Here is a 20,451-nt window from a genome sequence, read left to right on the forward strand (position 1 = left end):
AATTTAGTGATTAAGCTTTAGTTTATCTTGCTAGTTTCCTACTCGTCTTGAAATGAAAATGCACTTTAAACACTTTATATTAACAACAACTTGTCTTTTTACTTCGGCACTGACAATCGCTCAGCTTCCACAAGACTCTAGACGACCTGGTGGAATTGCAGTTATTCCTCTAACTACTGATATTACTCAGGTCACTTTTCAACAAAAGCCTGTTTTAATTAGTCAAGAAGGTCAGCAGCGTTATGCTGTGCTTGGTATTCCATTATCTACTCCAATCGGTAGTATTCAACTCGACACAAATAAAGCCCCGATCCAAATAGAAGTTAAGTCTTATCCTTACGCAGAACAACGGATTAAAGTCACTAACCAAGATTACGTGAACCCCAACCAAAGTCAATTAGACCGCTACGCTCAAGAAGCGAAAGAACAAAATGATGTATATAGTTCATTTAGACAGAGCTCATGGCAAACCTTCCCAACATTTATACGTCCAACTTCAGGAAAATTTAGCAACTCTTTCGGGAGAAAACGTTTCTTTAACGGTGAAGAACGAGCGCCCCACTCAGGCTTAGATATTCCTGCCCCAGTAGGACAAAAAGTAGTTGCGCCCGCAGATGGTGTCGTTATGCAAACTGGATCTTATTTTTTTAATGGTCAAACAGTGTTGATTGATCATGGTCAAGGCCTCATCAGCATGTTCTGCCATTTAAGTGCAATTAAAGTTGAGAAAGGCCAGCATATCCGCCAAGGAGAAACATTAGGTTTAGTAGGCAAAACTGGACGAGTGACAGGCCCTCACCTTCATTGGGGGATGAGCCTTAATAATGCTCGGGTAGATCCTCAGCTTTTCCTAAATACAGCTCGTTAATTTAAAGCTTTACGAAAATACTTTGGTGCCTCGACATAACCTTCTCTTAGGTAAAATTGATGTGCCAAAGGTCTTTGCACTCCTGAATGCAGTTCCATTCGATCGCAACCACGGCGCTTGGCTTGTTTCTCAGCCTCATGTACGAGTAAATGTCCTACACCTTTGCTACGTATATTCTCGTTAACGCACAAATAACATATTTTGGCAAAGTCGCCTTGTAAGGCTATTTGTGGAATAAAGTAGAGGGATAAAAAACCACAAATTTTACCTTCTTCTTCAGCAACTAAAATTTGTGAATTAGAGTCGTGATTTAGTAATTCAAATTTTTCTTGAATAAGAGCGAGAGGTTGAGAGTATCCCATCTGTTTGAGTAGATCACATATTGCTTGAATATCTTCCGATTTAGCAGAACGAATATGCACTTTCATTGTTCCTCTTATTTTTTAGTTATTTTTGATAATAAAAAAGCCAACTCTCATGTCAGCTTCTTTTAATTTTTTATCTATCAAACAAGTGCCTTATTCAGCTTCAATAATTTCAAAGTCATGTGTAATTTCTACACCACCATCAGAAAGCATTTTACTTGCTGAACAATATTTCTCGGCAGACAATTCAACTGCTTTTGCAACTTGCTTTTCTTTCACAGCTTTACCCGTTACCACAAAATGTAAGTGAATTTTAGTAAAGACAGCCGGAATTGTGTCAGCACGCTCAGCTTTTAAGTTACATACAACATTCGTCACATCTTGGCGAGATTTCTTTAAAATGGTCACAATATCAAACGAAGCACATCCACCAAGTCCCATTAATAACAGCTCCATAGGACGTGGACCACGGTTTTCACCACCATACTCAGGTGAGCCATCCATAATGACACTATGCCCACTATCTGATTTCGCTTCAAAAGCAACATTCTCTAGCCAATGTACACTTGTTTGCATTGCAACTACCTAAAAAAAATTATAAATTTAAGTAGGGTCTTTTGACATTTCATCTATGGATTGCGTTATAGCTAAAAATTAATCCAAATAAGACGCAAAACCCAGACAATGGCAATCCTTTGTCCAGTTTTGTAATAAAGTTTGTGAAATTTCAGCCATAATCTGAGTTGCAGTAAAAGCAGCGCAGGCTTAGCGCAAGACCAAGTTATTTTGTACGTTCCGTTGTTAAGATCTATTTATTTAGAATGACTAAATTTCATAGTTCTTATTAGGTACGTCTAAAAGAATTGTCTTATGTCGCAACCATCTGTGAAATGTCAACAGGCCCTTGTTTTGTACACTAACATAAAATGAGTTGATAAGGAATTTCATCTCTTCTGTGTAATAGCTCATCTCGGGCTTGTGTGAATTGTTTACCCTATTCGGAACATATTAAGCATGACTTCAAATTTTTCACAACTCAGCACAGATGCTTTATCCCCGGGGCAACTACCTGAATCCGTTAAAGCATTGTTAAAACGTGCTCACATCAACAGATATCCAAAACGAACCACAATTGTTGATGCCGGAACAGAGTCAAAATCTTTATATTTAATTTTAAAAGGCTCAGTTTCAATTATTTTACGTGAAGATGATGAACGTGAAATTGTTGTTGCATATTTAAATCCGGGAGATTTCTTTGGGGAAATGGGGCTTTTCGAACCGAACCCTCAACGTACAGCCGAAGTTCGTACGCGCGATGTCTGTGAAATTGCAGAAATTTCATATGACAACTTTCACGAACTTAGCAAACAATATCCAGACTTAAGCTATGCTGTTTTTGCACAATTAGTTCGCCGTCTAAAAAATACCACGCGTAAAATGACTGATCTGGCATTCATTGATGTGTCTGGTCGTATTGCACGTTGTTTAATCGATCTATCTTCTCAACCAGAAGCAATGATTTTGCCAAATGGGCGTCAAATTCGCATTACTCGTCAAGAAATTGGCCGTATTGTTGGATGCTCACGCGAGATGGTTGGTCGTGTACTCAAAACCTTAGAAGATCAAGGTATGATCCAGACAGATGGTAAAGCTATTCTTATTTTTGATACTTCATTAGAAGAAAACTCTGTTTCTGATGAAGACTACGACGATGAAGAATAACATTCATTAAATTTTAATAAAAAGCAAACTTCGGTTTGCTTTTTTTATATGCAACAATGAGTTAATACACAAAACTTACAAACTATTCTAAGTTTATGATTTAAGTTGAATACATATTCTCCGTTAGGCTAACTCAAAATTTCCAAGGATTTCACTGTATGCAATTTAATTCGCTTAGTCGCACAGGCATTAAACTTCCAGAAATTTGTTTAGGCACCATGACATTTGGTGAGCAAAACTCCCAACAAGAAGCTTTTGAACAACTCAATTATGCCTTGGCACATGGTTTATATTTTTGGGATACAGCAGAGATGTATTCTGTTCCACCAAAACCCGAAACTTACGGTGCAACTGAAACTATTATTGGCAATTGGTTTGCCCAGCATGGACAACGCGACAAAGTTTTTCTCGCATCTAAAATTGCAGGTCCAGGCTTTGGAGGAACGCACATCAGAGAAGGCCATACCCGCTTTAACAGTGACCATATTGCCAAAGCACTAGATGGTTCACTTAAACGCCTCCAAACGGACTATATCGATCTTTATCAACTGCATTGGCCTGAACGTCATACCAACTTTTTTGGTACACTCGCTTATGGCAATCAGCAAGCTGAAAATAATTACGACACAACACCTCTAGAAGAAACTTTACTCGCTCTACAAGAAGAAATTAACCGTGGGCGCATTCGCTATATTGGTTTATCAAATGAAACGCCTTGGGGCACTATGAAATTTTTACATTTGGCTGAAAAGCTAGGTGTCAGTAAATTTGTAAGTGTTCAAAACCCATATAGTCTTCTCAACCGTACTTATGAAATAGGTATGTCTGAGATTGCCAAATATGAAGATGTCGGCTTGCTCGCCTACTCTCCTCTGGCTTTTGGATACTTAACCGGCAAGTTTAGAAATGGTGCTCGTCCAGCTAATGCCCGTGTAACATTATTTCCTCGTTTTAGCCGCTACAGTAACCCTCAAAGCGAATGGGCAACTGAACAATATGCACAGCTAGCAGAAAAGCATGGGCTAAGCTTAACTCAAATGGCCTTAGCTTTTATTAAACAACAGTTCTTTGTAACAAGCACAATTATTGGTGCCACTAATTTAGACCAACTCAAAGAGAATATTCAGGCATTTGAGATTGAGTTGTCTAGTGAAGTGCTACAAGGTATTGAAGCCATCCATACCCAGCAGCCCAACCCTGCTCCTTAAATAAAAAACGGATGCTTAAGCATCCGTTTTCTTTATCTATATAAAATTTACATCTTATTTGCGGCTATTATAAACTGCCATTGCCGCAGGTAAGTTTTTACGCATATCACCAATACGTTGTGAGTTAGATGGGTGAGTAGACAAGAATGATGAACCACCACCACCTTCAAGCTTATTCATTTTTTCCCAAAGTGTAATCGCTGCATTTGGATTATAGCCTGCACGCGCCATTAGCATTAAACCACCTTGGTCAGCACGACTTTCCAAGCTACGAGAATATGGTAAGCCCACACCCACTTGTGTACCTAACTGAGCGGCAGCAGTACCAAGCTGGCCTACATTATTACCCGCATAGCTTAAACCAATGCCTAGAGCTAAATCAGTTAAAGCTTGTGCACCGATTTTACTTTTTGCATGCTCTTCTAAAGCATGTGTCATTTCATGTCCCATAACAGCTGCAATTTCAGCATCTGTCAGGTTCAATTTATTCACAATACCTGTATAGAACACGACCTTGCCACCAGGTGCAACGTAAGCATTAATCGTATCTGATTTCAACACCGCTAACTGCCAGCTAAATGGTTGACCAGTCTGATTCATCTGGTTCGCATATGGTTTTAAACGGTTGAATACAGCATTAATACGGTTATATGTACTAGAACTTGTATCGAGAGCACCCTTACCACGTGCTTCCTGCACCATCTTATTAAAACCTTGAGCAGATTGAGCATTCAAGGTTGCAGTATCTGCACCTGCCATGTCCGCTACGGTTGCACAGCCAGAAATGGTCATCACGCTTGCTGCACACAAGCTTAAAAAGAGTTTTTTATTCATAACACGGATCACCTAAATCGATAAAAAGCTGTTTATTCTTTTGCACTTATTATAAGAAATACCAGTCACGCTTTGAATGTCTCATTTCTCCATGATCATAGTATTTATGTAACGATCAAGCAGATAAAGTCATCAAATAAATCCAGAAAATCAAACAGATTACATTTAAACCCAGATAAACATGACTTAAGGTCTTAACTTTCTCTTCAAGATTAGGACTTTCTCTTTTCCAGAGTAAATAACTATTTTGTATGAATACGACAGGAATTAACACACATGCGAACAAAACCGACAAGCTCATAAACGCAGTCATAAAGAAGTCTTTATGATATTCCTGTCCATAAATAATCAACATTGCCAGCGTGGGTGAACCACCAATAGCAAATAAAAAAGAATAAAAAATTGTTTTTGAAATAGTTGGTTGCAGCTTCATCCTGAGCCCATCCTTCCTGATCTATATATAACGTTTTAATCTGGATCTAATAAAACGAAAACTGCACTTTAGTCGGGTATAAAAAAGCCCCCTTTCAGGAGGCCTTTTTAATCTTTGCTAATTAAGCAGAGAATGGATGACGTAAAACAATTGTTTCTGCACGGTCTGGACCAGTTGAAACAATATCAATCGGACATTCGATTAATTGTTCAATACGCTTAACATAAGCTAAAGCATTTGCTGGTAATTGATCGATACTAGTTAAACCAACAGTCGACTCGCTCCAACCAGGCATAGTTTCATAGATTGGCTTCAAGCATTCAAAAGAAACCGCATCTGAAGAACCTACACAACCTGAATCTGTATTTTCATAACCCACACAGATTTTTACTTCTTCCAAACCATCTAAAACGTCAAGTTTAGTTAAGCAAATACCTGAAAGTGAGTTTACATCTACAGAACGGCGAAGAATTTCAGCATCAAACCAACCACAACGACGTTGACGGCCAGTAGAAGCACCAAATTCATGACCAACTGTACCTAGGTGTTTACCAATTGGGTCACCAGAATCAGTCGCTGCATCGTAAACCAATTCAGTTGGGAATGGACCAGCACCTACACGTGTTGTATAAGCCTTAGTAATACCCAATACATAATCAAGATGTAAAGGTCCCATACCTGAACCAGAGCTTACGCCACCAGCAGTTGTATTTGAACTTGTAACATACGGATAAGTACCGTGATCGATATCAAGAAGTGAGCCTTGAGCTCCTTCAAACATTACCGCCTTACCTTCTTTGCGATAGTCATGCAATACTTTAGTAACATCAATCACTAATGGAGCAAGCACTTCACGCCATTGGTTGCAAAGAGCCAATACATCTTCAAATTTAACAGCTTCTACACCGTAGAACTGAGTTAACTGGAAGTTATGCAACTCAAGCATTTCTTGGAGTTTTTCTTCAAGCGCTGCACCACCACGAACAAGGTCAGCAACACGCACTGCACGGCGAGCCACTTTATCTTCGTATGCAGGACCAATACCACGACCTGTAGTACCGATTTTAGCATTACCACGTTTCTTCTCACGTGCCTGATCAAGTGCAATGTGGTTAGGCAAAATGAGTGGACAGTTTGGAGAAATACGTAGACGTTCTTTAACAGGAACACCTTCCGCTTCCAAAATTCCCATTTCTTCAATTAACGCGGCTGGTGAAAGTACTACACCATTACCAATTAAGCACAATACGTTTTCACGTAAAATGCCTGATGGAATGAGGTGCAATACAGTCTTTTTACCACCTACGACAAGAGTATGACCTGCGTTATGTCCGCCTTGATAACGTACTACCGCAGCCGCTTGATCTGTGAGCAGGTCGACGATTTTACCTTTACCTTCGTCGCCCCATTGGGTACCAAGTACCACAACATTTTTGCCCATAATAGCCTCATTACATCATGCTGTTAAAATTGGAAACCACCAGTAAAAATTTACCGCTGGCGATTAAATCTTTTCAATATTCCATTGTCCATTTTGCGACACGAATTGATGGGTCGCATATGGAATAGAACTTAAATCATCATTACCTAACAATTGAACGACACGTAAACCTTGAGCGCGTGCATTCGAAATTGCTGAGAGTAAATCCTGTTCTGAGCCTTTTGGAGCAACAATAGTTTCGATTTCGGCAAACTGATTTGCACCTAAGGCATATAAATCACAACTAAAGCCAGTAGCAGGACGTGCGCGGCCAAAGTGCTCACCAATACCATCATAACGACCACCCTGTGCTAAAGGCGCAGCACGATTCGGTGCATAGACCGCATACATCAAACCAGTGTGATAGTGATAACTACGTAGCTCTACAACATCAATACCGATATTGAGATTTGGCCAACGGCCTTTAATTTGCGCATGTGTCGTTTTAAGTGCATCTAATGCTGACTTAAATTCAGCATCTTGTAAGATGTTTGCACTTAAATTCGCCTGTAATGCTTCTAGATCACTAGAATAGCGACCAAGCGCATAGAAATCAGAACCCATATTCAGGTTTTGTGTAAACTCGGCTAACTCTGGTAACGCTTTTCTTTGATAAAGATCTGAAAGCTCATGCTCTTCATTTTTTGACAGTCCAGCATACTTTACTAAACTGCGAAACACCCCTACATGGCCCAAATCTAAATGCGCGCCTTGTAAAGTATAAATGTTCTCGATCAACCCCAGCATGACATCGACCATTTCGACATCAGCTTCGATACTGTCGTGTCCGTATAACTCTGCACCTAATTGTAGAGGTGCACGTGTGGCATTGAAATTTTGTGGTTTAGTATGTAATACAGTCCCTGAATAACAGTAACGTGCAACGCCTTCAACTGGTCTTACATGTGCATCAATACGTGCAACTTGTGGCGTCATATCAGCACGAACACCGAGTAAACGGCCTGAGAGCTGATCAATGACCTTAAAAGTTACTAAATCCAAGTCTTGATTTGATTCTGATAATGAAGACAACGATTCGATGTATTCGATAAATGGTGTATATACCAATTGATAACCTCGTACCGCGAGGAAATCTAAAGCTTCACGGCGAAGTTTTTCAATGACTTGTGCCTGTTCCGGCAATACATCTGCTACCCCGTCAGGCAGCAACCATGTCTCTGAAATGGTCATATTTCAAGCCTAAAATCTGATCAACGTGGAACGACCCCACATAAAAAAATCGGGAACACACCCGATTTCTCTTAGTGTAGCATGATACTTTGCGCCATGCACCTGACAATTTGCATAAATCTTCGTTAATAAACTCTAAAGTCAAAAAGAAGATTTTATAAATTAACAATAATATTCAATACCTTACTATCATTCTCTCATATCATAAGCAAAAGTTCTTCGACTAAAGAATGGGCCAATATCTGAGCTATCCCCTTGTTGCCAGTTAACCAGATTTAATCTTTGAATAGCTTGAGCTGCTTGAGTATTAAAAGCAAAACAGCCTTTTTCAAGATTTGCGATTTTTAACTTTTGTCTTAAAGCAATTAATGAATGCACATTATTAAGCGGGTTATCTTCTATAGAATACAGATGAGACTTTTCATACGCCAAACTTTTATCAGCATTCCATAAATTACTTGATACAAAACCCATAGAAGCAGACTGATCGTTATTATTACCTAAGACACTTTGAGTATCACCAGTTTCTAAGTTTTCTAAAACAGTTAAGTTATAACCATACCACTGCGAATTTAGAAGTCTAAAATACTTTTTATCTGGACCTAAGTTATTATATCTTTCGACAATTGACTGCTTTTTCTCACTAAACGAAGGATTTGAATTAAAACTAGATATATAAGAAATATAAGATTGATTCCATTGAGTTTCTTTTAAACGATAACAATAACTATTTTTTGGGAACCTAACATTCTTATAATTTTGGTAGAAGTCTATTAAATTTTTATCAAGTTGATTGTGAAGGCCCGTTTCTAAATTTTTATTTTCTTTATAGCCAGGTAATACACGATCAAAGATATTTTCACCCTCTAAATTTACAATTTCAAACTTTAAATTTTCTTTCAAATCAGGCGTTAATTCATAAGTCCAACTGCTAGATGTTAACCTTTTCACAGTATGTGTTTGTAACGTCCCTTTATTTAAAACTTTCTGTTCAGTTAAAAGTTCAGTTTCTAGCGGTTGGTTATGTGACTTAGCAAAAAAGATTTCATTATTCTTAATTGGATATTGAGTAATTTCAAAAGAATCACTATAGATACCTGAAGAAATATCAGAAGGTTGATAATAAACTTGATAAATCGAGCCTTCTTTTTCTAAATTACTATTAGCCTCATTATTTGTATTTTGATCGGAACTTTCACCACCACAAGCAGTTAAAAAAATAGTAGATGTAATAATTAAAAACCCACTTATTCTTTTTAAGTTAAATTTCATATGATCTCTATAATTAAAATTTTAATGTTTGAGAATCATACAAATAGATATAATTTTACACAACACTAATATTTATAATTTTAATTATTTTTAACTTTTCATATTAGAAATTGATCATCATAAAAAGGATGTTAATTTAACACCCTTAAAAGATTTAAATTTACATTTAGAAAGAATCACACAAATCCAATAATCGGTTTGCATAGCCCCATTCATTATCATACCAAGCGAATACTTTAGCTTGATGGCCAACAACCATCGTCTGAGTTAAATCAACGATGAGTGAATAAGGTGAATGATTAAAATCACTTGAAACTAAAGGCTCATCTGTTACCGCCATAATTTCTACATAATCTGTTTGAGATGCTTTAATGAGTAACTCATTAATGTGATGCACAGTAATTGGAGATTGCGCGATAAAAGTTAAGTCAATTGCAGCCACATTAATAGTCGGCACCCGAATTGAATAACCATCAATACGGTCTTCCATTTTAGGCATAACACGTTTTAATGCACCAAGCGCACTAGACGTGGTCGGGATAATATTTTGCCCTGAAGCTCTAGCACGTCGTAAATCACGATGTGCGTGGTCAAGAACAGATTGATCTGCCGTTACCGCATGAATTTCTGTCATAAGTGCGGTTTCAATACCGAAAGCATCATCAATGATTTTGACTAATGGAACCAAAGCTTGAGTAGTACACGACACACTCGAAATGATTTGATCAGTCACTTTGACTTCATTGTGGTTCACACCATAAACAATGGCTGCATCGACATGATCAAAAGGTGCTGCTCCAATAATGACCCGCTTCGCCCCTGCTTGTAGATGACGTGTTGCATCCGCATGAGAACGAAACAGTCCTGTACACTCAAGTACCACATCAATATCTAAACTAGACCATGGTAAAAGTTCAGGTTGTTTCTGCTTTAAAACCTCAACTTTTAGCGTTCGTTGATTTGACTGAATATTCAAAAAAACTTTTTCATTTTCAATCAATATATCTACATTTCCATTGAAGCGGCCATGTGTAGAATCATATTTAAATAAATGCACTAATGTCTGGACATCTGCTATATCGTTAATCGCCACGATTTCAAAATGAAATTGTTTTGGGCTTTCGAACCAGGCGCGTAAAACATTACGTCCAATCCGACCAAACCCATTAATGGCGATACGTTGCATGACCTATCCTTATCAACAAAACTACAAACTAAAGAAGGCATATAGTAAAGCACGTCAAGGCCAATTGAATATAGATTTTTAGCCAAATCACAGTTTTGTAAGATATTCCTTTTAAAATCGTTGGTTCGGTGGGGTTTTTCCGCTACAATTTAGCGTTTTTAAAAAATAAGCCCCGTATCACATGCAAGGTTTGGCATAAAACAAACAGGCATTGATACATTTAGCCAAATTCGAAAATATGGAGTGACTTGGTTGTGAGTACTCGTTTAATGACATCTGCTGAAATTCGTGAAGCATTTTTGCGCTACTTTGAAACGCAAGGGCATACACGTGTCGCGTCGAGTTCTCTTGTTCCTGCCAACGACCCAACTTTATTATTTACAAATGCTGGGATGAACCAGTTTAAAGACTGCTTTTTAGGTCTCGAGAAACGTGACTATGTGCGTGCGACCACATCACAAAAATGTGTACGCGCTGGCGGTAAACACAATGACTTAGATAACGTTGGCTACACTGCACGTCACCATACATTCTTTGAAATGTTAGGTAACTTCTCATTCGGTGATTACTTCAAACGTGATGCACTTAAATTCGCATGGGAATTTTTAACCAGCGAACAATGGCTTGCTTTACCAAAAGATAAACTTTATGCCACGGTTTACCACACCGATGACGAAGCTTACGACATCTGGAACAAAGAAATCGGTTTAGCACCAGAACGTATTATCCGTATTGGTGATAATAAGGGCGAAAAATACGCATCTGATAATTTCTGGGCAATGGGTGATACTGGCCCATGTGGTCCATGTTCTGAGATTTTCTTTGACCATGGTGATCACATTTGGGGTGGTTTACCAGGCTCACCTGAAGAAGACGGTGACCGTTTCATTGAAATCTGGAACAACGTTTTCATGCAGTTTAACCGTACTGCTGATGGCGTGCTTCACCCTCTTCCTGCTCCGTCTGTTGATACAGGTATGGGCTTAGAGCGTATCTCTGCTGTATTGCAACATGTTAATTCAAACTATGATATTGACCTGTTCCAACACCTATTAAAAGCTGCTGCCAACATTATCGGTATTGAAGACCAAGGTCAGCCTTCTTTACGTGTTGTTGCAGACCATGCGCGTTCATGCTGTTTCCTCATTGCTGATGGTGTAAACCCAAGCAATGAAGGTCGTGGTTATGTACTTCGCCGTATTATCCGCCGTGCTGTTCGTCACGGAAATAAACTTGGTGCAACTGGTACGTTCTTCTACAAAATGTTGCAACCTTTAATTGAAGTTATGGGTGATGCATATCCAGAGCTTGTAGCGCGTAAAGATGTGATTGAAGCAACTTTAATTCGTGAAGAAGAACAATTTGCTAAAACACTTGAGCAAGGCTTGAAACTACTTGAAGGCGAACTTGCTCAATTAAAAGATAAGACGATTCCTGGCGCCACTGTATTTAAACTTTACGACACTTATGGTTTCCCGACAGACTTAACTGCTGATATTGCACGTGAACGTGACTTTATTATTGATGAAGCTGGTTTTGAAGTAGAAATGGCAGCACAGCGTCAACGTGCTCGTGATGCTGGTAAGTTTGCAGTTGATTACAACAACATTGTAAAAGTTGAAGGCGAAACTCAGTTTGATGGTTACATCAACACCACTGGTCAAGGTCAAATTGTAGCGATCTATAAAGATGGTGTACAAGTTGATGAAGTTTCTGAAGGTGATGAAGCGCTTATCGTTTTAAACCAAACTCCTTTCTATGCTGAAAGTGGTGGTCAGATTGGCGACACTGGTATCTTCAAAAATGAAACTGGTATTTTTGAAGTTCAAGATACTAAAAAGTCAGGTGGTGCCTTTGTTCATCAAGGTATTGTGACCGTTGGTAGTCTTAAAGCAGATCAAAATGTTGAAGCGATTGTTAAAGCAGACATTCGTGAAGCAACTGCACGTAACCACTCTGCAACTCACCTATTACATGCTGCCCTTCGTCAAATCTTAGGTTCACATGTACAACAAAAAGGTTCTCTAGTTGCAAGCGATATCTTACGTTTCGACTTTGCTAATGACCAACCTGTAACTTTTGAACAGTTACAACAAGTTGAGCGTTTAGTGAATGCAGAAATTATTGCAAACAGTGCTGTAACAACCGAACTTCTTGATATCGAAGCTGCAAAAGCTAAAGGTGCCATGATGTTGTTTGGTGAAAAATACGGTGATGAAGTACGTGTACTTTCTATGGGTTCAATTATTGATGAGAAAAACTTCTCAATTGAACTATGTGGTGGTATCCACGTTAAACGTACAGGTGATATTGGTTTATTCAAAATCACTTCTGAAGGTGGTGTAGCTGCTGGTGTACGTCGTATTGAAGCTGTTACAGGTACTAAAGCACTAGATGTAGTACAAAAAACTGATGCTGATATCCAGCACATTAATGGCTTATTAAAAGCACAGAAAGACCAAACTGTTGAGCGTGTACAAGCCAATGTTGAATTGGTTTCTGCATTACAAAAGCAGATTGAACAGCTCAATCAGAAATTGGCAAACTTCCAAGCGTCAGAATTGATTGATCAGGTACAAACCATTGCTGGTCGTCAAACGCTTATTACCACTGTTCAAGGTGTAGATGCAAAATCACTTCGCAACTTACACGACAGTGTTAAATCGAAATTAGAGAATGCAGTTATTGTTTTAGCTGGTGTAGAGGGTGACAAAGTTAGCCTACTTGCTTCAGTTGCATCACAATACACTGCAACTCTAAAAGCAGGTGACATCATCAAACATCTAGCAACTGAGCTAGGTGGTAAAGGTGGTGGTAAACCTGACTTAGCACAAGGTGGCGCGCCACTTAACGAGAAGTTTGGACAAGTTATCGCAGCATTACCTGCATGGCTTGAACAAAAATAAGACTTCACTTTTTGTGTAACTGACCCTGAAAAGCCTCTCAGGGTCATGGCTTATATGGAACAACTATGGCATTAATCGTTCAAAAATATGGCGGTACTTCTATGGGTACCCCCGAGCGCATTTTAAATGTTGCTCGTCGTGTGAAGCGTTGGCATGATCACGGTCACAAGGTTGTTGTGGTCGTATCTGCAATGAGTGGTGAAACAAACCGCTTACTTGCTCTCGCTAAAGCCATTACCGAAACACCTGACCCACGTGAGTTAGACCAAATGGTTTCAACCGGTGAACAGGTGACGATTTCCATGTTAGCTATGGCACTTAATTCGATTGGTGTGGAAGCTAAATCCTATACCGGACGTCAAGTCGGTATTAAAACTGACAGTGCATTTACCAAGGCGCGTATCGAGTCTATTGATACAGATGTCATGACCAATGACCTAGATGCAGGCCGTGTTATTGTGGTTGCTGGTTTCCAAGGCTTTGATGCTAATGGAAATACCACAACACTAGGTCGAGGTGGTTCAGATACTTCTGGTGTTGCTCTTGCTGCTGCTTTAAAAGCTGACGAATGCCAGATTTACACTGATGTAGATGGTGTTTACACCACTGACCCTCGCGTTGCTCCTAAAGCCAAAAAAATCGACCGTATTTCTTTTGAAGAAATGCTAGAAATGGCATCATTAGGTTCTAAAGTTTTACAAATTCGCTCAGTAGAGTTTGCCGGGAAATATCAAGTTCCTTTACGTGTATTATCAAGCTTTGATAATGACGACGACGGCGTTTTTGACGACGAATTTAAAGAAAATGTTGGTACACTCATTACTACTGAGGCAGAAGATACTATGGAACAGCCAATTATTGCAGGTATTGCTTTTAACCGTGACGAAGCAAAATTAACGATTTTAGGTGTACCTGATGAACCAGGCATTGCTTCTAAAATCTTATCACCAGTAAGTGATGCCAATATCGAAGTCGATATGATAGTGCAAAATGTTGAAGAAGATGGCACAACAGATTTCACTTTCACTGTAAACCGTGTTGATTTAGCGAAAGCTGAAAAAATCTTAAATGAAACTGCTAAAAATATTGGCGCACGTGAAGTTTCAACACGTGATGACATCGTTAAAGTATCTATCGTTGGTGTAGGTATGCGTTCACACGCAGGTGTAGCGAGCAGAATGTTCACTGCCCTTGCTGATGAAGGTATCAATATTCTTATGATTTCAACTTCTGAAATTAAAGTTTCTGTGATTATCGACGAGAAATATCTTGAACTTGCTGTTCGCTGCTTACATACCGCTTTTGGTTTGGATCGTGAACATGGTGAAAGCAGCGCTCGCGCTTAATTTTACCAACCGGTCAAGAATTCATTAAAAAATGTCTACTTGTCCGACAATAATCAAAGAAAACACAGAGCCGCTATAGTTTTTTTTATAGCGGCTCTGTTATATTAAACGGAAAGTTTTTTGGCAGAGATTATCAAAATATGACTTTGTTCTCATATTTCTGTTAGAATCTGACTGAAAACTGAGGTTGAGCTTTTTATTTGGGTACCAATATTGCAGTTTTAAGCGTTTAGCAAGGAGATAAACATGCTGATTCTGACCCGCCGTGTCGGGGAAACATTAATGATTGGGGATCAAGTCAGTGTTACTGTGCTTGGCGTCAAAGGAAACCAAGTTCGTATTGGTGTGAATGCACCAAAAGAGGTTTCTGTTCATCGCGAAGAAATTTATCAACGTATTCAACATGAACGTGCAATGCATGAACACCTTCAACATCTTGATCAAGATTATCAAGTTTCTTATGAAGATGATAATTATGCACAGAAAAACTTCAATCGTTAGTATGAAGTTGTTCTCTCCCTAATTAAAGCGACTTTATAGTCGCTTTAAATTTTTTAAGTGGTTGTATTTATAGACCTAACGCACGTTTAACAGGTGCATAACTACGACGATGCTGATCAATCACACCATGCACGGCAATCGCTTCAAAATGTGCTTTGGTTGGATATCCTTTATGTTTGGCAAAACCAAATAACGGATATTGCTGATCTAATTCCGCCATTTGTCGATCTCGTGTCACTTTTGCCAAGATACTTGCTGCACTAATTTCAGCATGGCTTGCGTCCCCACCAACAATCGCTTCACAAGGAATAATAATTCCTTTAGGAATTTGATTACCATCGACAATCACTTTTTGAGGTTGAGTTTTTAAGCCATCAACAGCGCGCTGCATAGCCAAAAAAGTTGCCTGTAAAATATTTAGCTCATCAATTTCAGCATGTGTTGCTTCAGCAATTGACCAAGCTAAGGCTTTTTCTTGTATTTCAATAAACAACTTTTCACGTTTCTTTTCAGTTAATTTTTTAGAATCATTTAATCCTAAAATTGGATTATTCGGATCTAAAATAACGGCCGCTGCCACAACCGAACCTACTAAAGGCCCCCGTCCCGCCTCATCTACACCAGCAATAAACATCGACTCACTACCTTTAAATAAAAGAGGCTGATCAATATAATCAGCCTTCTTTAATACAAAATCATTAATTACTTTTGTAAAGCTTCTGCCACACAAGCATTTACAGTTTTAGAAACCACTTGGTTTACGATTGTAGCACGTGTATTTACATCAAGTGCAGCTGCCGCTAATTCTACAGCTGTCACACTGTTTGGAGCCTTTTCACTCACACAACCACATACATTTGTTTGAATGCTATCACGTTGCTCAGCAGTCATATATTTTGTTGCTGTTTTCCAAGCCGCAACATTATTAATCTCTGTAATACATTTTGCATTTACAGCAACCTTTAACGCAGCAACTCCCAATTGTTGAGTTGTAGTTTGTGCAGGAGCGCCCGTGTCAGTTCCTGTAGTCGTTGCACATGCTGTTAAAGCTAAAACAACTGGTGCTAGAGCAAGCATCAATTTTTTCATCATTTTTTCCTTTGATTGAACGTTGGCAGCGCGTATTGTGCCTAAACTCGACTTTAGAAGAAACAAATAATTTGATGCATTTATGCAAACTATTTTCACTGGTTAAACTCAACTCATTAAATGTTTCTTTTGGGGAAAAACGTTCTGTTTTTAGCACGCTCTGTTACATTTAAAACATTTCTCAAAATCTGTGCTTTCACCTAAAATCACGAATCAAAACGACAAAAAAAGGGTCTTTTATGCCTGCTGCTTCCTCTCAGTATTACACCCGTACCGCACAAATCCTGCATTGGGTGATGGCAATCATTTTCATCGCAGCATGGGCTATTGGCTTTTATAGTGGAAATTTTTTAAGTTATGATACTAGTACCATTAAAGGTGATGTCATTACGCTGCACAAAAATATTGCAACCACCATTATCTTTTTGGTGATTATCCGGATTTTATGGCGCTATACACATCCAGCTCCAAAACTACCTGACACCATGTCACCGATGATGAAAACTCTGGCTCACATTGGTCATCTGTTACTTTATGTGATTTTGGTGGCTTTACCTATCACTGGATGTCTATTTAGTTGGAGTGCAGACCATCCGGCTCCAGTTTTATATTTATTTGATATTCCACGTTTAGTTCAAAAAAATGATGAGCTTTTAGCTATCGTTAAACCTTTACATATTTATATTTCTTGGTTTGCAGGCTTGCTGATTGTTGGGCATGTACTAGCAGCTTTAAAACATCACTTTGTTGATAAAGACAATATTTTAAATAGTATGACCAAACAACCTAAATAAAACGTATGTATAAAAAAACCGCCTGAGATAGGCGGTTTTTTTATTTAAATTTTTTGGATTTCTGCAATCCACTTTTGTTTCTCTTCATCTGAAATGAAAGAGGCTTCAAAAGAGTTAATTGCGAGTTGCTTCAACTCATCATTGTTTAAGTCTAATGCTTGCTGGATGGCAAAGAAATTATCATTCATATAACCACCGAAATATGAAGGGTCATCTGAGTTAACCGTCACGTGTACGCCTTTTTGTAAAAGACGGCGGATATTATGATCTTTCATATCCTTAACAACACATAGCTTTAAGTTACTTAAAGGACAAACTGTTAATGGCATTTTTTCATTAATTAAACGCGCCATTAATTGTTCGTCTTCTTCAGAACGCACACCATGATCAATACGATTCACTTTAAGTAGATCTAAAGCTTCCCATACATATTCAGGCGGACCTTCTTCGCCAGCGTGAGCAACGATTAAGAAACCTTCTTCACGCGCCTTAGCAAAAACACGTTCAAATTTAGCTGGCGGATGCCCTACTTCACTTGAATCAAGGCCAACTGCAATAATGTCTTGTTTAAATGGTAAAGCCTGCTCAAGTGTTTCAAATGCAGCTTCTTCACTTAAATGACGTAAGAAACACATAATCAGTTGAGAGCTAATACCAAACTTAGCTTTGGCATCTGCACAAGCGCGTTTTAAACCATTAATCACTGTTGAGAATGCAATACCACGGTCAGTGTGGGTTTGCGGGTCAAAGAACATTTCTGTGTGAACGACATGATCTTCGGCACATTTCTCAAAATAAGCCCATGCTAAATCATAAAAGTCTTGTTCATGTACAAGAACATTCGCCCCAGCATAGTAAATATCTAAGAATGATTGAAGATTATGAAAGTTATAAGCTTGCTTTACTTCTTCAACAGATTTGTAAGGAATCTGAATCTGATTGCGCTGGGCAATTGCAAACATTAATTCAGGTTCGAAAGTCCCTTCAATATGTACATGCAATTCGGCTTTTGGCAAGGCGCGAATCAGCTCGACTTGATTCATATTAACTCCACGTCTAAAGAAAAAGGGTGTGGTCAAAATCACACCCTTTTATAATTTTCTTCTTATTGAAAACTATGTCTAAGATAGCTCAAGAAGAAAATTATAAAAAATCATATTAACCGCCAAACGCGATAAATTTAAATACCCAAAGTGCAGCAATAATCCATACCATGTACGGTACAGTTTTTGCCTTCCCCGTGAATAATTTAACTAATGCATAGCTAATAAAGCCCATTGCAATACCATCAGCAATTGAATAGGTGAATGGCATAAATACAATGGTTAAAAATGCTGGAACAGCTTCAGTAATATCATCCCAATCAATGTGAGTGATCCCTTGGATCATCAATACACCAATAAACAATAAAGCTGGCGCCGTTGCAAAACCTGGTACAGATTGAGCGAGAGGTGCTAAAAATAAACAGCAGATAAATAAAACTGCAACCACAACAGCAGTTAAACCAGTACGTCCGCCTGCTGCTACACCTGAAGCTGATTCAATATATGGTGTAGTTGAAGATGTACCTAATGCAGCACCTGCAACGATTGCAGTAGAGTCTGCAAATAATGCTTTCTTCAAACGGGGTAATTTACCGTCTTGTAAAAGACCTGCACGGTGCGAAACACCAACCAAAGTACCTGTACTGTCAAACAAGTCGACAATAAAGAATACGAAAATGACGCCAACCATACTTGCAGTAAATAGACCTTCAAAGTCCATTTGCATGAATGTTGGTGCAATTGAAGGAATTTGACCCACTACACCCTTAAATTCATTTAAACCTAAAGCAGTAGCGATGGCCGTAACAACTAAAATACTAATAATGATTGCGCCACGAACTTTTAATTGGTGTAAAACCACAATCATTAAAAATCCGAATAACGCTAATAATACTGTAGGCTGTTTAATATCACCCAAACCAACTAATGTCGCTTGGTTATCAACAATGATTCCAGCATTTTTTAGTGCAATCAGTGCTAGGAACAAACCAATACCACCACCGATTGCAAACTTAAGTGACATTGGAATCGCATTAACAATCGCTTCACGAATTTTAAAGAAGCTAATTGCAAGAAAGACAAGGCCTGAAACAAAAACAGCGGCTAAAGCTGTTTGCCATGGCACGCCCATTCCCATACAAACCGAATAGGTAAAGTAAGCGTTTAAACCCATACCAGGGGCCAGTGCGATTGGATAATTAGCAATGATCCCCATTACTAAACATCCGATTGCTGCTGCCAAACAGGTCGCAACGAATACGGCACCATGATCCATGCCGGTTTCAGATAAAATGAGTGGATTGACAATAATGATGTAACACATCGTTAGGAATGTAGTTACACCAGCAAGAACTTCAGTTCGGAAAGTGGTTTTATTGTCGCTTAGCTTAAATAAACGCTCTAACCAGCCTACCGAAGAATTGGGCGCCGCCATAAGTAGCCTCTATGCAAAATCTGAACTGTGAAATATTTACGTCTATGTAGGTCTCTGAACAATATTGTTTTTCTGTTCAGTCCTATAAACAAGAATCTCAAATTTAAGAAGCAACAAATATGCCACTCATTTGGTTTCTAGCTGTATACGTAGAAAATAACCACAGCCCCTCTTGAAACACAAAAAAGCTGCATAACCCCTATGCAGCTTTTTTACTATACGTTCAATAAGTTTAACAGATTCAAGAGAAACATGATCAAAATTTATGAAAAGATATGACCAATGGCACTGTAAAAATTAGAAATTTATAGCTCAATATTGCTAAAAAATAATTTTTTTCTCGCCTATATATTGTTGCATATTATAAGAGGCTAAATTGCTATGATGAGCATGATTAGGATTTCGCTCGATACTTTGTAAATTTTTTTCAGCTTCTTGTATGATCCGCATTAGCTCTTGATGCCTTTTATTTTGAGTATCTAAATACACCCAATACCCTAATACAAAGACGATACCCACACACAACACTATTAATACTTTATTGATCATTATTATTATCTCTATGTTTTTAATGTTAATGATCTTAACAAAAAATTATAGCTTTGTGAATATTTTCACATTTATTTACAATAACACATTACCACTCAAGCAATTGAAAATAAATGTGATTTTTAAAATATTCATAAAATTACCAATAATTATTAAACTTTTCCATTGAAAAGTACCTTTATTTTATTAGAACTTATTTTAGTTATTTTTTAATATTATTTTTTATCAC

At 38.3% G+C, this 20,451-nt stretch carries 20 protein-coding genes and 1 pseudogene; 7 read left to right on the plus strand and 14 right to left on the minus strand.

What is annotated here, in order from left to right:
• Positions 1–58 precede the first annotated feature (58 nt).
• On the plus strand, positions 59–868 hold the full coding sequence (locus tag KTJ10_RS03725) for a M23 family metallopeptidase (protein WP_262441380.1): 810 nt from the start codon (positions 59–61) through the stop codon (positions 866–868).
• On the opposite strand, the gene KTJ10_RS03730 is transcribed toward KTJ10_RS03725, so the two are convergent.
• From KTJ10_RS03730 to KTJ10_RS03740, 3 genes and pseudogenes are all read right to left on the minus strand, one after another.
• A complete protein-coding gene (locus tag KTJ10_RS03730) occupies positions 865–1,290 on the minus strand; it encodes a GNAT family N-acetyltransferase (protein WP_262441423.1) in 426 nt (141 codons plus the stop codon). The genes KTJ10_RS03725 and KTJ10_RS03730 overlap by 4 nt on opposite strands.
• A gap of 96 nt (positions 1,291–1,386) precedes the next feature.
• Positions 1,387–1,809 carry an OsmC family protein gene (locus tag KTJ10_RS03735; protein ID WP_005041936.1) on the minus strand — a complete coding sequence of 141 codons (423 nt, stop codon included), beginning with the start codon at positions 1,807–1,809 and terminating at the stop codon, positions 1,387–1,389.
• Between the two features lie 78 nt (positions 1,810–1,887).
• A pseudogene (locus KTJ10_RS03740) lies at positions 1,888–1,998 on the minus strand (hypothetical protein); the annotation flags it as partial.
• Positions 1,999–2,247: 249 nt separating this feature from the next.
• Between KTJ10_RS03740 and crp the strand changes: the two are divergent.
• Both crp and KTJ10_RS03750 read left to right on the plus strand, forming a co-directional pair.
• Complete coding sequence (gene crp, locus KTJ10_RS03745; protein WP_046812331.1) at positions 2,248–2,955, plus strand: cAMP-activated global transcriptional regulator CRP; 708 nt, start codon at positions 2,248–2,250, stop codon at positions 2,953–2,955.
• Between the two features lie 158 nt (positions 2,956–3,113).
• Entirely contained in the window at positions 3,114–4,163 is a 1,050-nt protein-coding gene (locus KTJ10_RS03750) for an NADP(H)-dependent aldo-keto reductase (RefSeq protein WP_262441381.1), read from the plus strand.
• A gap of 54 nt (positions 4,164–4,217) precedes the next feature.
• On the opposite strand, the gene KTJ10_RS03755 is transcribed toward KTJ10_RS03750, so the two are convergent.
• The 6 genes from KTJ10_RS03755 to KTJ10_RS03780 form a co-directional block, all read right to left on the minus strand.
• Positions 4,218–4,997 (minus strand): M48 family metallopeptidase, encoded by a 780-nt coding sequence (locus KTJ10_RS03755; RefSeq protein WP_002121572.1) that lies wholly within the window; start codon positions 4,995–4,997, stop codon positions 4,218–4,220.
• A gap of 115 nt (positions 4,998–5,112) precedes the next feature.
• A complete protein-coding gene (locus tag KTJ10_RS03760) occupies positions 5,113–5,430 on the minus strand; it encodes a hypothetical protein (protein ID WP_199992622.1) in 318 nt (105 codons plus the stop codon).
• Positions 5,431–5,551: 121 nt separating this feature from the next.
• The gene (locus KTJ10_RS03765; protein ID WP_086264402.1) at positions 5,552–6,871 is read right to left on the minus strand and encodes an adenylosuccinate synthase; all 1,320 of its coding nucleotides are present in this window, start codon (positions 6,869–6,871) and stop codon (positions 5,552–5,554) included.
• 63 nt (positions 6,872–6,934) lie between these two features.
• Positions 6,935–8,101, minus strand: a complete 1,167-nt coding sequence (locus KTJ10_RS03770; protein WP_262441382.1) for an ATP phosphoribosyltransferase regulatory subunit — start codon at positions 8,099–8,101, stop codon at positions 6,935–6,937.
• A 189-nt stretch (positions 8,102–8,290) separates the two neighbouring features.
• On the minus strand, positions 8,291–9,373 hold the full coding sequence (locus tag KTJ10_RS03775) for a hypothetical protein (protein ID WP_262441383.1): 1,083 nt from the start codon (positions 9,371–9,373) through the stop codon (positions 8,291–8,293).
• Positions 9,374–9,539: 166 nt separating this feature from the next.
• On the minus strand, positions 9,540–10,559 hold the full coding sequence (locus KTJ10_RS03780; protein WP_262441384.1) for a type I glyceraldehyde-3-phosphate dehydrogenase: 1,020 nt from the start codon (positions 10,557–10,559) through the stop codon (positions 9,540–9,542).
• A 269-nt stretch (positions 10,560–10,828) separates the two neighbouring features.
• On the opposite strand from KTJ10_RS03780, the gene alaS reads away from it, so the two are divergent.
• From alaS to csrA, 3 genes are all read left to right on the plus strand, one after another.
• The gene (gene alaS / locus KTJ10_RS03785) at positions 10,829–13,465 is read left to right on the plus strand and encodes an alanine--tRNA ligase (protein WP_130118807.1); all 2,637 of its coding nucleotides are present in this window, start codon (positions 10,829–10,831) and stop codon (positions 13,463–13,465) included.
• Positions 13,466–13,530: 65 nt separating this feature from the next.
• Complete coding sequence (locus KTJ10_RS03790) at positions 13,531–14,811, plus strand: aspartate kinase (protein WP_032004034.1); 1,281 nt, start codon at positions 13,531–13,533, stop codon at positions 14,809–14,811.
• A gap of 246 nt (positions 14,812–15,057) precedes the next feature.
• Positions 15,058–15,312 carry a carbon storage regulator CsrA gene (gene csrA, locus KTJ10_RS03795; protein WP_000906487.1) on the plus strand — a complete coding sequence of 85 codons (255 nt, stop codon included), beginning with the start codon at positions 15,058–15,060 and terminating at the stop codon, positions 15,310–15,312.
• 67 nt (positions 15,313–15,379) lie between these two features.
• On the opposite strand, the gene rnhB is transcribed toward csrA, so the two are convergent.
• Positions 15,380–15,946: a ribonuclease HII gene (rnhB, locus tag KTJ10_RS03800; protein WP_002163155.1), complete on the minus strand. Its 567-nt coding sequence runs from the start codon at positions 15,944–15,946 to the stop codon at positions 15,380–15,382.
• 68 nt (positions 15,947–16,014) lie between these two features.
• Positions 16,015–16,401, minus strand: a complete 387-nt coding sequence (locus tag KTJ10_RS03805; RefSeq protein ID WP_078220413.1) for a hypothetical protein — start codon at positions 16,399–16,401, stop codon at positions 16,015–16,017.
• Between the two features lie 239 nt (positions 16,402–16,640).
• On the opposite strand from KTJ10_RS03805, the gene KTJ10_RS03810 reads away from it, so the two are divergent.
• Positions 16,641–17,195 (plus strand): cytochrome b, encoded by a 555-nt coding sequence (locus KTJ10_RS03810; protein WP_262441385.1) that lies wholly within the window; start codon positions 16,641–16,643, stop codon positions 17,193–17,195.
• Between the two features lie 44 nt (positions 17,196–17,239).
• Here KTJ10_RS03810 and KTJ10_RS03815 read toward each other — a convergent pair whose 3' ends face one another.
• From KTJ10_RS03815 to KTJ10_RS03825, 3 genes are all read right to left on the minus strand, one after another.
• Positions 17,240–18,238 (minus strand): adenosine deaminase, encoded by a 999-nt coding sequence (locus KTJ10_RS03815; protein ID WP_086264397.1) that lies wholly within the window; start codon positions 18,236–18,238, stop codon positions 17,240–17,242.
• 115 nt (positions 18,239–18,353) lie between these two features.
• Positions 18,354–19,673, minus strand: coding sequence for an NCS2 family permease (locus KTJ10_RS03820; protein ID WP_069141079.1), 1,320 nt, complete (start codon positions 19,671–19,673; stop codon positions 18,354–18,356).
• 321 nt (positions 19,674–19,994) lie between these two features.
• Positions 19,995–20,222, minus strand: coding sequence for a hypothetical protein (locus KTJ10_RS03825; protein ID WP_171545296.1), 228 nt, complete (start codon positions 20,220–20,222; stop codon positions 19,995–19,997).
• Between the last annotated feature and the right edge of the window lie 229 nt (positions 20,223–20,451).

The sequence above is a fragment of the Acinetobacter sp. WU_MDCI_Abxc222 genome, assembly GCF_025514755.1.
GTDB lineage: Bacteria > Pseudomonadota > Gammaproteobacteria > Pseudomonadales > Moraxellaceae > Acinetobacter > Acinetobacter geminorum.